Here is a 15,083-nt window from a genome sequence, read left to right on the forward strand (position 1 = left end):
TAAGTAGCTTTGTTGCTTACTTATCCTGACTAGGTGCACCTAAACAAGGAGCAAGGGGTGAGTTTGCAAACTATTGAGCACAAATTAATAGTTATAATCACCCACTGATGGGCTGAACAAGAGATTAAGACGTAATAAAGTTATATATAGGCACAAAAAAGCCACGTAAAACGTGGCTTGAATAATCTAGCAAAGTAGCAATTACTCTGCGTCAGCTTCTTTATACTTAGCTGCAGTTTCAGTGATCAGTGGCTGTAATTCACCACGTTGAAACATTTCAATGATAATGTCACAACCACCTACTAATTCGCCCTCAACCCAAAGCTGTGGGAAAGTAGGCCAATTTGCGTATGCTGGTAACTCAGCGCGAATATCTGGATTAAGTAAAATATCAACATAGGCAAATGGTTCGCCACATGACATTAGAGCTTGTGACGCTTGTGAAGAAAAACCACAATTTGGTAATTTAGGCGACCCTTTCATGTAAAGGATAATTGGGTTTTCTGAAATCTGCTGTTTAATTTTATCAATGGTTTCCATCTACAACCTCAAAATGACGATAGCTTGATATACCTAGGGCTTGAAAATAAATCATTGTGGCCACAGATATATAACTTAAAATGGGCAAATAAAGCCGCAATTGAAATAGTCTTTAGCAATAGCATTGCTGTTTGCTTAAACTTGAGTAAAATACTCAACAATTATAGTAACACTATATTTTCGTTTGGTATAGGTAAGTGGTCTGTTCTATCAGGCATTACGTACTATCAAGCGAGTTATCAACCAAAAGAAGATGGAGATAAAAAAATGGCATTTGAACTACCGTCACTACCATATGCAATTGATGCACTTGAGCCTCATATTTCACAAGAAACTCTTGAGTATCACCACGGTAAGCACCACAACACATACGTTGTTAAATTAAACGGTTTAATTCCAGGTACTGAATTTGAAAATAAATCTTTAGAAGAGATTGTTTGTTCATCTGAAGGTGGCGTATTTAACAACGCTGCACAAATTTGGAACCACACTTTCTACTGGAACTGTCTATCTCCAAATGGCGGCGGCGAGCCAACAGGTGCTATCGCTGACGCTATTAACGCTAAATGGGGCTCTTTTGACGCGTTTAAAGATGCATTAAACGACAAAGCGGTTAATAACTTTGGTTCTAGCTGGACATGGTTAGTTAAACTAGCTGACGGTTCATTAGATATCGTAAACACGTCTAACGCAGCAACGCCGCTTACAGACGAAGGTGTTACACCAATCCTAACTGTGGATTTATGGGAACACGCTTACTACATTGATTACCGTAACGTTCGTCCTGATTACCTTAAAGGTTTTTGGGCGCTTGTTAACTGGGAATTCGCGAACGCTAACTTCGCTTAATTAGCTATTATACGCTGATTTAAAAAGACGCCTCGGCGTCTTTTTTTATGCCTTTATAAAATTAAAACCGCCTTTATACGCGCGAAATTGCTAATTTAGCCACATGATCTTTTTTCACTTAAATTTTTAATTTTATTGCACAAAAATATCAATCTCTGACTAAACTTTAAAAAGTAAGCACCTTTTTAAAGCGGGTTTCGGAGGTTATTATGACTATTTTTGAGCACTACCAAGCACGATACGAAGCAGCACAAGAAGAAGAATACAGCATTAGCGAATTTCTAGAAATTTGTAAAAATGACAAATCAGCTTATGCCAGCGCCCCTGAGCGTTTACTTATGGCAATAGGCGAGCCGCAAATGGTTGATACTGCAACCGATGCACGTTTAAGCCGGTTATTTTCTAATAGAGTGGTTGCACGCTACCCTGCCTTTGCAGACTTTTACGGCATGGAAGATGCTATAGAACAAATTGTCTCCTATCTAAAGCATGCGGCTCAAGGCCTAGAAGAATGCAAACAAGTCCTTTATTTACTCGGCCCTGTTGGGGGAGGAAAATCTTCAATTGCAGAGAAACTAAAATATTTAATGCAACAAGTGCCTATCTATTCAATTAAAGGCTCTCCGGTAAACGATCACCCGCTCAGTTTGTTTGACCCAGTAGAAGATGCCAGCGTTCTCGAAAAAGAATACGGTATTAAACCACGTTATTTAAAAACGATTATGTCGCCATGGGCTGGTAAACGATTAAAAGAATTTAACGGCGATATTAGCCAATTTAGAGTCATCAAACGCTACCCCTCTATTTTAAATCAAATAGGTATAGCCAAAACCGAGCCCGGTGATGAAAATAATCAAGATATTTCTGCATTGGTGGGCAAAGTAGATATTCGCCAGCTTGAGCACTTTGCTCAAAACGACCCCGATGCCTACGCTTACTCAGGCTCTTTATGTTTAGCAAACCAAGGTTTAATGGAGTTTGTAGAAATGTTTAAAGCCCCTATCAAGGTGCTGCATCCACTCCTTACCGCAACACAAGAGGGTAACTACAACGGTACCGAAGGTATTAGCGCTCTGCCCTTTAACGGCATGATTTTAGCCCACTCAAATGAGTCAGAATGGCAAACATTCAAAAATAATAAAAACAATGAAGCGTTTTTAGATCGTGTTTATATTGTAAAGGTCCCTTATTGCCTGCGCGTTACCGAAGAAATAAAAATCTACGACAAACTTATTCAACATAGTGAACTTGCCAGTGCACCGTGTGCACCAGGTACGCTTAAAGCGTTAGCGCAATTTACTACCTTATCTCGATTAAAAGAGCCTGAAAACTCTAGTATTTACTCAAAAATGCGGGTCTATGATGGTGAAACCCTAAAAGATACCGACCCCAAAGCAAAATCTTATCAGGAGTATCGTGATTACGCAGGGGTAGATGAAGGCATGACCGGCCTTTCCACTCGTTTTGCTTTTAAGATTTTGTCGCGCGTATTTAATTTTGATACTACCGAGGTTGCAGCTAATCCGGTGCATTTATTTTATGTTTTGGAGCAACAAATAGAGCGTGAACAATTTAGCGCCGAAGTGGAAGAGCGCTATTTAAGTTTTTTAAAAGGCTATTTAATTCCGCAATATGTTGAGTTTATTGGTAAAGAACTACAAACCGCGTATTTAGAGTCATACTCTGAATATGGCCAAAATATTTTTGACCGCTATGTGATTTATGCTGATTTTTGGATACAAGATCAAGAATACAGAGACCCAGATACAGGACAGTTATTTGACCGCGCCTCGTTAAATGCAGAACTTGAAAAAATAGAAAAACCCGCCGGCATTTCTAATCCTAAAGATTTTAGGAACGAAATAGTTAACTTTGTATTACGTGCACGCGCTCACAATAATGGTAAAAACCCGTTATGGACAAGCTACGAAAAACTACGCACTGTGATTGAGAAAAAAATGTTCTCAAATACCGAAGATCTACTCCCTGTTATTTCCTTTAATACAAAAACCTCCGCTGAGGATCAACAAAAACACGAGGACTTTGTTAACCGCATGGTTGAAAAAGGCTACACGCAAAAACAAGTGCGTTTACTTTCTGAGTGGTATTTACGGGTTAGAAAATCGCAGTAACCTTCATGTAGTTTAGGGGGAACAGTATGGCGCATTTTATAGATAGACGCTTAAATGGTAAAAACAAAAGCACGCTTAATCGTCAGCGCTTTATTAGGCGCTATAAAAAGCAAATAAAAGAAGCAGTGTCTGATGCGGTTAATAAACGCAGCGTTACCGACTCTAGTTCAGGGGAAAGTATATCTATCCCGCAACGAGATATTAGCGAGCCCATTTTTCACCAAGGTAAAGGGGGCGACAGAGAACAAATTCACCCTGGCAACGATCAATTTTCAACAGGTGACAAAATTGAGCGCCCTAAAGGCGGCCAAGGTGGTGGCGCAGGCGATGGCGATGCAAGTGATTCAGGCGAAGGCCAAGATGACTTTGTGTTTTCTATTTCTAAAGATGAATACCTTGATTTACTCTTTGAAGACCTAGAGCTGCCCAACTTACAAGAAAACCAGCTAGATAAGCTTGTACAAATGAAAACTCATCGGGCTGGTTTTTGTAGCGATGGTATGCCCAGTAATATTGATATAGTACGCTCATTACAGGGCTCACTCGCTAGAAGAGTCGCCATGAGTGCGGGTAAAAAAAGACGCCTAGCAGAGCTTGAAGGTCAACTTGCGATGGAGCGTGAGCAAGCCGACAGCGACCAAGCCATCATTGCGTTATTACAAGAGGAAATTGAACAACTTAAACAGCAAATAAAAGCCGTACCATTTATTGATAATTACGACTTACGTTTTCGTAATTATGAAAAACGCCCCCACCCCACCAGCAAAGCCGTTATGTTTTGTATTATGGATGTATCGGGCTCGATGGATCAGGCCACAAAAGACATGGCAAAGCGTTTTTATATTTTGCTGTATCAATTTTTGACCCGAAGTTATAAAGACATTGAGGTGGTGTATATACGCCACCACACACAAGCTAAAGAGGTCGACGAACAAGAGTTTTTTTATTCTCAAGAAACTGGCGGCACTATTGTCTCCAGTGCCCTTAAATTAATGAACGAAATAATAAAAGAGCGCTATGATTCAGAGCAATGGAATATATACACAGCGCAAGCATCTGACGGCGATAACTGGGCAGACGATACCCCACACTGTGGTGAAATATTACGTAATAAGCTACTTAATGCGGTACGCTACTTTGCCTATATAGAAATTACCACGCGTGCGCACCAAAGCTTGTGGCGCGAATACCAAAACATCACCCAAACCCATAGCAACTTTGCAATACAACATATTCAAAGTGTTGAAGACATTTACCCTATGTTTAGGGAGCTATTTAAAAAAAATCGTCAACAACAAGGGGCTGCTTAGCCTAAGCGAGGTTTACTATGAGCACTGAACGAATTAGCGATGGCCCAGATTGGACCTTTGAGCTGCTTGAGCAATACCAAACTGAAATAGCCCGTGTTGCAGCGCATTACCGCTTAGACACTTACCCTAACCAAATTGAGGTAATAACAGCCGAGCAAATGATGGATGCTTATTCAAGCGTAGGTATGCCTATAGGCTACAGCCATTGGTCATATGGTAAAAAATTTATACAAACCGAACAAAATTATAAGCGTGGGCAAATGGGGCTGGCTTACGAAATTGTGATTAATTCAAACCCCTGCATTGCTTATTTAATGGAAGAAAACACACTCCCTATGCAGGCACTGGTTATGGCGCATGCCTGTTATGGCCATAACTCATTTTTTAAAGGAAACTACTTATTTAAAACATGGACTGACGCCGACTCCATCATAGATTACTTAGTGTTTGCTAAAAATTACATTAGCCGCTGCGAAGAAAAATACGGTATTACACAAGTAGAAAGCTTAATTGATTCGTGTCACGCATTGATGAATTACGGCGTAGATAGATATAAACGCCCGCAGCAAATTTCCCTTTTTGAAGAGCAAAAACGCCAAAAAGAGCGTGAAGACTACATGCAATCTCAAGTAAACGAGCTATGGCGCACTATCCCCGCTCAACAGCAGGAAGCTAAAAAGCAAGAGAGGCATTTTCCGCAAGAGCCGCAAGAAAACATTTTATACTTTATTGAGAAAAACGCGCCTCTATTAGAGTCTTGGCAGCGAGAAATAATACGTATTGTGCGAAAGATATCGCAATATTTTTATCCGCAAAAACAAACCCAAGTGATGAACGAAGGCTGGGCCACCTTTTGGCACTATACCATTTTGAACCACTTATATGATGAAGGTAAATTAACCGACTCCTTTATGATGGAGTTTTTGCAAAGCCATACCAACGTGGTTTATCAGCCACCTTATAACAGCAATTACTATTCAGGTATAAACCCGTATGCACTGGGTTTTAATATGATGGTGGATATTCGCCGTATTTGCGAAAACCCAACAGATGAGGATAGACGCTGGTTTCCTGAATATGCAGGCACTAATTGGCTAGACACACTGCATTTTGCGATGGAAAACTTTAAAGATGAAAGCTTCATAAGCCAATTTCTATCACCTAAGTTAATTCGTGATTTTAAGCTATTTACTATTGTCGATCACAGCAGTAATCCACATCTAGAGGTAGGCGCAATACATGATGATAGCGGTTATCAGGCTGTACGCGAAGCGCTTTCAGCGCAATATAATTTGAGTAATCACGAACCTAACATTCAAGTATATAATGTTGATGTTAGAGGCGATCGTTCTTTAACGTTGCGTTATGTTCCTCACAATAACATCCCCCTTGCTGACTCGCATAAAGAAGTGCTAAAACACCTTTACAGGTTATGGGGATTCAAGGTTCAATTAGAGCAAGAGACCAGTACAGGCGATGTGTCTACTCTTGGCCAATGCCCAGCAGATGATACTCGCCATACTACAGAGTAAATAAAAATTGCTGATAAAAACGGCACTTTAACCAAGCCCTTGTTAAGTATTGACTGCCAAAGCTTGCAGCACAATTAGGTGCATCCTTGGTTACTTTAATTTAGCAGTAATATTACCGCTGCCTTAATTTTAGCAGCGCATAAAAAATGACGCTTATGCGTCATTTTTTATATCCTCAAAATCGGTTACTCTGTTACGGCCATGCTCTTTTGAGTGATACAGGGCTTTGTCAGCGGCTTCAATCCACCGCTCATGTTTTGCAAAGTCAGGGCTATTTCCTGCAAAACCAACACTCACAGTCATCTCTATTTTTGTGTTTTTATAGACAAAAGGGTTGGCTTCTATTAACGCTCTTATGCGCTCGGCAAAAGTTGCTGCGCCTTGCTTGTCGGTATCGAGTAAAGTAACAACAAACTCCTCCCCACCATAACGCCCTGCTATATCGGTTTCGCGAAGCGTCGTTCGTAGCAGTTCTGAAAGGTGGCGTAGCGCTTCATCGCCACAGCTATGGCCATGCTCATCATTAATTTTTTTAAAGTGATCGATATCAAACATCAATAATGTGCTGCTGCCACCGCTGCGCTTAACACGCAAAAACTCTTGGTGCAGTGTGCTTTCCCAATGCCCACGGTTAAACAATTGCGTTAAGCTGTCGGTTTGGCTTACTTGCTCCAAACGCTTATTTAAATCTTCTAATTCTTTTTTATTGACCGCCACATCGGTAACATCATAAATAATGATACAAATATGACTTACCTCACCCAGTGTATTGGTAAGTGGAATAAAGGTCGCATTTTGGTACATGTAATCCGCTTTACCGGTAATGGGACGGTAGTTTTTAAAACGAAAGATGTATGGTTGTTGCTCCCAGATAGTAAAAGAGCGGTTTTTAAGTACAAATACAGACTCTGACTTGCTTCTAAACCATTTCTCATCAATCGAAGGAAATAAATCAAATAGGTCTTTGTCTTTTACAGCACTTGGTAATAGCCCAGAATGGTTTTCCATAAAGCCATTCCACACACACACTTTATAATTTCTATCCAGTACAACCAGGCCCACATCAACCGTGTTAAACATATCCATTAACCAATGGATCTCATTCATTTCTAAATCAGCGGCCATAACTTAGTCTTCTAATAGGTAAGCAACTTTGTATTTCAAAGTTTTAAGTGAATCTTCGGTAAATAACAGCATAAGATCGCAGTTAATATCGTGGTTTTCGATGCCGTAGCTTATTTCTATCGCTAAGGTTCTTTGCCAACGAGATTTATTTGATTTAACCAATTCAGATACATCGCGATGTTGGCCAAGTACAATGGGATGACCTTGGCTAAAAGACATATCTAGCTGTTTAGAAAGCCCCGTTAAAATTGAGCCTATTAAAATATTACTAATATCCATAAGTAGCTCAAGCTCAACTTTGTCGTTCAGCTCACCGTCGTAATTCATCAGTGACGCAATTTCTTTAAAGCTTGAATCATTTAATAAAAGTAATGCCTCGCCCGATACGCCACCACCAATAAAGCCTTGGCACACCCCTGATGTGGCAGCATTATTGTCAATTGACTGCAGCGCCATATCAAGTTCATTAACTTCAAGCACATTCACATTCGGAATTGGCAGCTCTACAAACACATTCAAAAGCCGTGCAAGCAAATCACCTGCTTGGCCCATAGCAACATTTGTAAGCTCTTGGTATATATCGCGCACATCTGGGTCTACTTGTTCACCTAAAGAATGAGCAAGACGCTCGCGCATGGCTTTATCTTTAATGCCATGATGCTCGATAATATCGGCAAGTTTTTCAGGTGAGCAAGGTTTTTGGATAAAATCAATGGCGCCTAATTCAAGTACGCGTTGGTGCGCATTTGGCTGAATATCGCCAGATACAACCACGGTTAGAATATTAAGGCCTTGCTCTTTCATGGCCATAAGGACTTCGTAACCGTCCATTTCAGGCATGTTTAAATCAAGAAAAAGGATTTCGGGCTCGATTATTTTTAGTTTTTTGATGCAATCAACACCATCTTGAGCAAACTCTACTTTAATATCCCAGTCATCTGGTAAAGAGCGGGCTAGCTGGCGCCTCGCTAATTTTGAGTCGTCACATATTAATACGGATGTTGACATACTATCTCTCTATTATTTAACCCAATGTTGTCAATAGGCCTTACGACTTTATTAAAGATACATTTTGTAACTACATGTTAATAAAAGTTCTTGCAGTTTACAATTTATATATCACAGAACTTATTATTACTTTTACAGTGATATTTAATCGCTTGGTCAGTGATATTGAGTATAATACACTCAAACCTATTGCGTTAATTTAAAAGGAAATAACCTATGGTACGCTCTCTTATTTTTGCACTAAGCACACTGGCTTTAAGCTCAGTTGGGCACGCATCACAGTACCCAGAAAACACGCTTGATGCAGGTAAGGTCTCTGCTCAGGGTAAGCCTGTCACTTTGTTAGGTAAAGGTGTAAGTGTAGGTGATAATGCGCCAAATTTTAAAGTGGTTGATGGTGGTTTTGCCCCTGTAAATCTTAATGATTATAAAGGGCAAGCTGTATTAATCAGTGTAGTGCCAAGTTTAGATACTGGCATTTGTAGCTTACAAACCAAACATTTTAATGAAAAAGTAGCGACGCAATTTCCTGCTATCGCAATACTGACCATCAGTGCCGATTTACCTTTTGCTCAAAAACGCTTTTGTAATGCTGAAAACATCGACAAAGTAACAGCTCTTTCTGACTCTGTATGGCGAGACTTTGGCCAAAAATATGGCTTAATTATAAAAGATATGGGGCTACTAACTCGCGCTGTGCTTATTTTAGATAAAAGCCATACAGTGATATACAAACAGCTCGTGTCTAATTTATCTACCGAGCCAAACTACGACCCAGTAATAGAAAAGCTAAAAACGTTATAGGTAACAGGGCGTGTTGACCTTTGGTGGTTTAATTTTAAATTGTTAAAAGCTACTAAATACAAAAAAACCGCCCAAGAGCGGTTTTTTAATACCTAAGCTGTGTTTAGATTATATTAACCTAAAAGCTCTGCTAGTTGCTGGCTTACTGTTTCAACAGCTTGCGTACCATCAATTTTATGGTACTGCGTGTTACCTGCTTGCGCTTCAGCTTGGTAGTAATCAACCAATGGCATAGTTTGCTCATGGTAAATAGCTAAACGTTTACGAACTGTTTCTTCCGTGTCATCTGCACGAATAATAAGCTCTTCGCCTGTTTCATCGTCTTTACCTTCCACTTTTGGTGGGTTATAAACAACGTGATAAACACGGCCAGAGCCAGGATGTACGCGACGTCCACCCATACGCTCAACAATTACTTCATCAGCAACGTCAAACTCAATAACGTGATCAACCACAACGCCATTTTCTTTCATTGCATCTGCTTGTGGAATGGTACGTGGGAAGCCATCAAGTAAAAAGCCTTGTTCGCAGTCTGGTTTAGCAATACGCTCTTTCACTAAACCAATGATGATATCGTCAGAAATTAACTGACCTGCATCCATTACTTTTTTCGCTTCTAAGCCAAGTGGTGTACCTTCTTTAATGGCTGCACGAAGCATATCACCGGTAGAAATTTGTGGAATACCGTATTTGTCCATTAAAAACTGAGCTTGAGTACCTTTACCAGCACCTGGCGCGCCCAAAAGAATAATGCGCATATCATTGTCCCCTAGTATGGATATTTATTTTAAAGCCTGAATTCTTCCACAAGCGCTGCAGATACTCAAGCAACTTATACTAATTGCCTACTTTAGAGCACATAAAAAAAGGAAGCATACGCTTCCTTTATAATTGTGGTTATATTTTAGGCTCTTTTAGCAATTAAAATAGCCTGTTAGCCTTACTTATTTAAATCAAGCATTAACTTGTTTAAACGTGTTACGAACCCGGTAGGATCTTTTAATGTACCGCGTTCAGCAAGTAAAGCTTGGTCTAGTAATACATGAGACCACTGTGCAAACTTATCTTCGTCTTGCTCATCGTTTAAGTGCTTAACTAACTGATGCTCAGGGTTAAGCTCAAACACTGGCTTAGCCTCTGGTACAGGTTGCCCTACTGACTCCATAAGCTTTTGCATTTGCGAGCTCATGTCGTTCTCATCGCTAACCACACAGGCAGGAGAGTCTGTTAAGCGATGCGTAAAGCGTACTTCTTTAACTTCTTCGCCTAGCGCTGTTTTAATGCGCTCAATTAAGCCTTCTACTTCTTTTTCAGACTCTTCTTGCGCTTTTTTTGTTTCTTCGTCGTCAAGCTTACCTAAATCAAGGTCGCCACGGGTAATTGACTGGAATGATTTTTCGTTAAACTCAGTTAAATGGCTCATCATCCACTCATCAACACGGTCACTTAGTAATAATACTTCGATGCCTTTTTTGCGGAAGATTTCTAAGTGCGGCGAGTTTTTAGCCGCTGTAAACGAATCAGCAACCACGTAGTAAATTTTATCTTGCTCATCGTTCATACGCTCAATGTATTGCTCCAGCGATACATCTTGTGTTTCTGAGTCAGTATGCGTAGATGAGAAGCGTAACAATTTAGCAATGGCTTCTTTATTCGCTGTATCTTCTGCTGGGCCTTCTTTGATTACTTGGCCAAACTCGTTCCAAAATGTTTGATAGTCTTCGGCTTTGTTTTTAGCCATACGCTCTAGCATTTTTAAGATACGAGACGTACACCCTTTACGAATCGCTTGCGTTACTTTGTTATCTTGTAAAATTTCACGCGATACATTTAGTGGTAAATCGTTTGAATCAAGCAAGCCTTTTACAAAGCGCAGGTAGCTTGGCATAAACTGCTCAGCGTCATCCATAATAAAGACACGTTGAACATACAGTTTTAAGCCACTTTGGCGCTCACGGTTCCATAAATCGAACGGCGCTTTTTTAGGGATATACAATAAGCTTGTGTACTCAGTTTTACCTTCTACTTTATTGTGCGCCCAGTTTAGCGGCTCTTCCCAATCATGGCTTACATGCTTGTAAAACTCTTTGTATTCTTCATCAGAAACCTCTGACTTATCACGTGTCCATAAAGCGGTTGCACGGTTAATGCTTTCCCACTCACCTGGAACTGCTGGGATTTTTTCGCCGTCTTCGCCTTCAGACTCAGGCACTTCTGCTTTATACATTTGTACAGGCGTAGAAATATGATCTGAGTATTTAGTAACGATGCTACGTAAACGGTATTCATCCGCGTATTCTTTTTCTTCTTCACGCAGGTGTAAAATGATATCCGTACCACGGCCTTCTTTTTCAATTTCTTGTAACGTGTACTCACCTTCACCTTGTGATTGCCACTCGTACGCTTGTGTTTCACCCGCTTTACGCGTGCGCACTGTCACTTCATCAGCCACAATAAATGCCGAGTAAAAACCAACACCAAATTGACCAATTAATTGCGAGTCTTTACTTTGGTCACCGGTTAGGTTTTTGAAAAACTCAGCAGTACCCGACTTAGCAATAGTTCCTAAAGAGCTAATCACTTCTTCACGCGTCATACCAATACCATTGTCAGATATGGTAATTGTGTTCGCTTCTTTATCTGCGCTAATACGTACACGTAAATCGGCATCACCTTGGTAAAGGTCGCCATTTGAAAGCGCTAAAAAGCGTAGCTTATCGGCGGCATCTGATGCATTTGATACAAGCTCACGTAAAAATATTTCTTTATTCGAATATAACGAATGAATCATTAAGTTTAATAGTTGTTTTACTTCTGTTTGAAAGCCTAATGTTTCTTTTTGTGCTGCAGTCATTTATGTATCTCCAATTAGCAAAGTGTCTGCGTTATGCACTTAATATGGGGTGAGGTGGAGTAACTTCAAGGGAAAAATTTAAAAAAGCAGCTTTTGCGCTGACATAAATAAAAAGCCACATAAAAATGTGGCTTTTAGAGTTAAATTACGGTGTATTTTTAGCGTGCTGGGCTTTTAAAGCACTGACTTGTTCGTGTAAATAATTAGCATTTACCTGCTCAGCGCCAATCGGCTCTCCCACACTCACCGATACTAACGACCATTTAAGGCGTGGTAGTTGCCACTTGGCTTTACGGCTAAACATACTGCCCCACAAGCCACCTAAGTGAACGGGCACAACAGGCACAGGTGTGCGCGCTATAATGCGCTCAATGCCCCGCCTAAACATGTCCATTTCACCATTACTTGTTAGTTTTCCTTCAGGAAAAATACCAACTAACTCACCGCGTTCAAGCGCTGCGGCAACCTCATCAAATGCTTTTGCAAACGCCTTTGGGTTGGCTTTTTCGCTATCAATTGGAATAGCTTTTGCCATTTTAAATAGCCAATGCAGGGCTTTTGAGTAATAAATGGGGGCAAACACCATAAAGCGTATAGGCCTAGGCGAAGTGGCTAAAATAAACATCCAATCTACAAAGCTTACATGGTTAGCTACAATAACGGCTGCGCCTTCACTTGGAATATTTTCATGCCCTTTTGTGCGCACGCGATACATGCATATGGCTAAAATATAGATAACAAAGCGCAAGAAAAATTCCGGCACCTTAGTGTAAATATAAATAGAGATAAGCAAATTAAGCGCCGCCAAAAGCAATAGTAACGACGAGATATGCCACTCTAAAACAGAGAGCGTTACAATACTTAATATGGCACTGCCAACCATAAAGAGCGCATTAAGCACATTATTAGCAGCTATCACCCGTGAACGACTTGCCTCCTCGGTACGCTGTTGAATAAGCGCATACAGCGGCACAGTATAAAAGCCGGATGCAATACCAATACCTGCCATCCAAACAAAATGCCATACCATGTCGCCTGTATTAAGCACTTGTTTAAGCGTTAATAAATTTTCAGAGGGCGCGATATATTGACTAATAGCCGGCTCTTGGCTTAATAAATACAAAAATAGCGTAATTAAAATAGCGCCAAAAGGTACAATGCCCAGCTCAATACGTGAGCGCGAGAGCTTTTCGCACAACAAAGACCCCACGGCAATGCTTAGCGAAAACACCACCAGCGCACTGGTTACAACGAGTTCATCGCCACCCATTACATGCTTAACGTAATTAGGTAATGCCGTTAAAATAACCGCGCCTATTAGCCAAAACCAGCTTATACCCAACACCGATTTACCAACCGATTCTGTTTGAGCATTAAGCGCTTTAAATACATTTTTAGTGGATGAAAAAATATTATAGGTAAAGTGCAAATTAGGATTATTGGCTTGGCTTATAGGAATAAAGCGGCTGCTGAAAAAGCCAAGTACCGCAAGTGCCAGCACGGCAATACTAATAATTGTTGGACCTGTTGTTTGAGTAATGTAATAGGTGCCAAAAATAGTACCAATTAAAATAGCTACAAAAGTGGCAGACTCAACCAAGCCATTGGCTTTTGTTAATTCGTTAGGTGCCACATGCTGCGGTAATATTGAATACTTAAGCGGGCCAAAAAAAGTACTCTGCAAGCCCATAAAAAAAACGGTGGTCAGCATTAGCCACACATATTGCGTAAAAATAGAGGCTGCGCCAATAACCATAATCGGTATTTCGCAAAATTTAACAAGCCGGATCAGCTTTGATTTTTCTGTTTTTTCGGCTAATTGCCCCGCCATTCCTGAAAATAAAAAAAACGGTAATATAAATAAGCCCGCTGCAAGGTTTGAATACAGCGCACCATCGCCAAGGGTTGCAGCTTGAAACACTAACAATATAAGCACGGATTGCTTATACACATTATCATTCATAGCCGACAAAAACTGCGTTACAAATAGCGGTAAAAAGCGCTTACTGCTGAGTAAGCCGCCTTTATTGTCGTGTTTATTATTTTGCATAGTACTCCTTACTAATCAGATAAATTACTGATGTTTTTATACCAACTTGAGCGATATTTTTAAGGCGCGTAAGCCGTGCAACTATCACGTTATCTAGTTGTTGTTAGTCAATAATTTATAACACAACGTCGCCAAGTTTAACTCATTTATTAATTTAATATGATTACCAACAAACTCACACTCGTTATACGGTAATTAAATAGCAAACACAAAAAAGCCCACATATTTTACTATGTAGGCTTTTAAAACGATTTCAGATAGTTGTGTTAGTCCTGCATAACCGCTCGGCGGCCACTAAATGCATGCATTAACGTTGTGCCATCTACTAAATCAAGCTCGCCACCAACAGGTATACCATGCGCTATACGCGAGGCCCCTACTTTATATTTATGGCAAAGCTGGGCAATATAATGTGCAGTGGTTTCGCCCTCAACCGTGGGGTTGGTAGCTAAAATCACTTCGTTAATACCGCCGTGCGAGAGCTTTTGTTCAAGTATATCAAGGCCTATTTCTTTAGGGCCAATACCGTCAATTGGCGATAAATGCCCCATAAGTACAAAATATAAACCAAGGTATTGGCCTGTTTGCTCTATTGCCAACACATCGGTAGGCGACTCAACAACACACAGCACACCACTGTCTTGGCGTTTTGTACTTAAGCATATATCACACTGCGCTTGCTCAGTAAAAGTGCGGCACGACTGACAATGCCCAACCGCGCCCATGGCTTTGGTCAATGCGTTACCAAGTTGAGTACCGCCTTTACGATCGCGCTCTAACAAATGAAACGCAATGCGCTGAGCCGACTTAGGACCAATACCCGGTTGGCAACGTAGCGCTTCTATAAGCTGCGTTAAACTATCTGAAAGTTGCATATTT

Annotated in this window: 12 protein-coding genes; 5 read left to right on the forward strand and 7 right to left on the reverse strand. The window is 40.5% G+C overall.

The window, feature by feature from the left end:
* Positions 1 to 201: 201 nt before the first annotated feature.
* Positions 202 to 540: a Grx4 family monothiol glutaredoxin gene (locus PSH48_RS04165; protein WP_004588110.1), complete on the reverse strand. Its 339-nt coding sequence runs from the start codon at positions 538 to 540 to the stop codon at positions 202 to 204.
* A 267-nt stretch (positions 541 to 807) separates the two neighbouring features.
* Here PSH48_RS04165 and PSH48_RS04170 point away from each other — a divergent pair, with 267 nt between their 5' ends.
* The 4 genes from PSH48_RS04170 to PSH48_RS04185 all read left to right on the forward strand — a co-directional run bounded on the left by PSH48_RS04170 (position 808) and on the right by PSH48_RS04185 (position 6,363).
* Positions 808 to 1,389, forward strand: coding sequence for a Fe-Mn family superoxide dismutase (locus PSH48_RS04170; RefSeq protein WP_004588111.1), 582 nt, complete (start codon positions 808 to 810; stop codon positions 1,387 to 1,389).
* 209 nt (positions 1,390 to 1,598) lie between these two features.
* Positions 1,599 to 3,521 carry a PrkA family serine protein kinase gene (locus PSH48_RS04175; RefSeq protein WP_273610956.1) on the forward strand — a complete coding sequence of 641 codons (1,923 nt, stop codon included), beginning with the start codon at positions 1,599 to 1,601 and terminating at the stop codon, positions 3,519 to 3,521.
* A 26-nt stretch (positions 3,522 to 3,547) separates the two neighbouring features.
* Positions 3,548 to 4,831 (forward strand): YeaH/YhbH family protein, encoded by a 1,284-nt coding sequence (locus PSH48_RS04180; protein WP_273610957.1) that lies wholly within the window; start codon positions 3,548 to 3,550, stop codon positions 4,829 to 4,831.
* 17 nt (positions 4,832 to 4,848) lie between these two features.
* Positions 4,849 to 6,363: a SpoVR family protein gene (locus PSH48_RS04185; RefSeq protein WP_273606907.1), complete on the forward strand. Its 1,515-nt coding sequence runs from the start codon at positions 4,849 to 4,851 to the stop codon at positions 6,361 to 6,363.
* A 153-nt stretch (positions 6,364 to 6,516) separates the two neighbouring features.
* On the opposite strand, the gene PSH48_RS04190 is transcribed toward PSH48_RS04185, so the two are convergent.
* Positions 6,517 to 7,488 (reverse strand): sensor domain-containing diguanylate cyclase, encoded by a 972-nt coding sequence (locus PSH48_RS04190; RefSeq protein WP_004588115.1) that lies wholly within the window; start codon positions 7,486 to 7,488, stop codon positions 6,517 to 6,519.
* A gap of 3 nt (positions 7,489 to 7,491) precedes the next feature.
* Entirely contained in the window at positions 7,492 to 8,496 is a 1,005-nt protein-coding gene (locus PSH48_RS04195; protein WP_004588116.1) for a response regulator, read from the reverse strand.
* Between the two features lie 216 nt (positions 8,497 to 8,712).
* On the opposite strand from PSH48_RS04195, the gene tpx reads away from it, so the two are divergent.
* Complete coding sequence (gene tpx / locus PSH48_RS04200) at positions 8,713 to 9,300, forward strand: thiol peroxidase (protein WP_004588117.1); 588 nt, start codon at positions 8,713 to 8,715, stop codon at positions 9,298 to 9,300.
* A gap of 113 nt (positions 9,301 to 9,413) precedes the next feature.
* Here tpx and adk read toward each other — a convergent pair whose 3' ends face one another.
* From adk to recR, 4 genes are all read right to left on the reverse strand, one after another.
* Positions 9,414 to 10,058, reverse strand: a complete 645-nt coding sequence (adk, locus tag PSH48_RS04205; protein WP_004588118.1) for an adenylate kinase — start codon at positions 10,056 to 10,058, stop codon at positions 9,414 to 9,416.
* 182 nt (positions 10,059 to 10,240) lie between these two features.
* Positions 10,241 to 12,154: a molecular chaperone HtpG gene (htpG, locus tag PSH48_RS04210; protein WP_024033368.1), complete on the reverse strand. Its 1,914-nt coding sequence runs from the start codon at positions 12,152 to 12,154 to the stop codon at positions 10,241 to 10,243.
* 145 nt (positions 12,155 to 12,299) lie between these two features.
* Positions 12,300 to 14,204, reverse strand: coding sequence for an MFS transporter (locus PSH48_RS04215; protein WP_273607551.1), 1,905 nt, complete (start codon positions 14,202 to 14,204; stop codon positions 12,300 to 12,302).
* 266 nt (positions 14,205 to 14,470) lie between these two features.
* A complete protein-coding gene (gene recR / locus PSH48_RS04220) occupies positions 14,471 to 15,079 on the reverse strand; it encodes a recombination mediator RecR (protein WP_004588121.1) in 609 nt (202 codons plus the stop codon).
* Between the last annotated feature and the right edge of the window lie 4 nt (positions 15,080 to 15,083).

It is taken from the genome of Pseudoalteromonas sp. Angola-4 (genome assembly GCF_028599265.1).
Classification (GTDB): domain Bacteria; phylum Pseudomonadota; class Gammaproteobacteria; order Enterobacterales; family Alteromonadaceae; genus Pseudoalteromonas; species Pseudoalteromonas atlantica.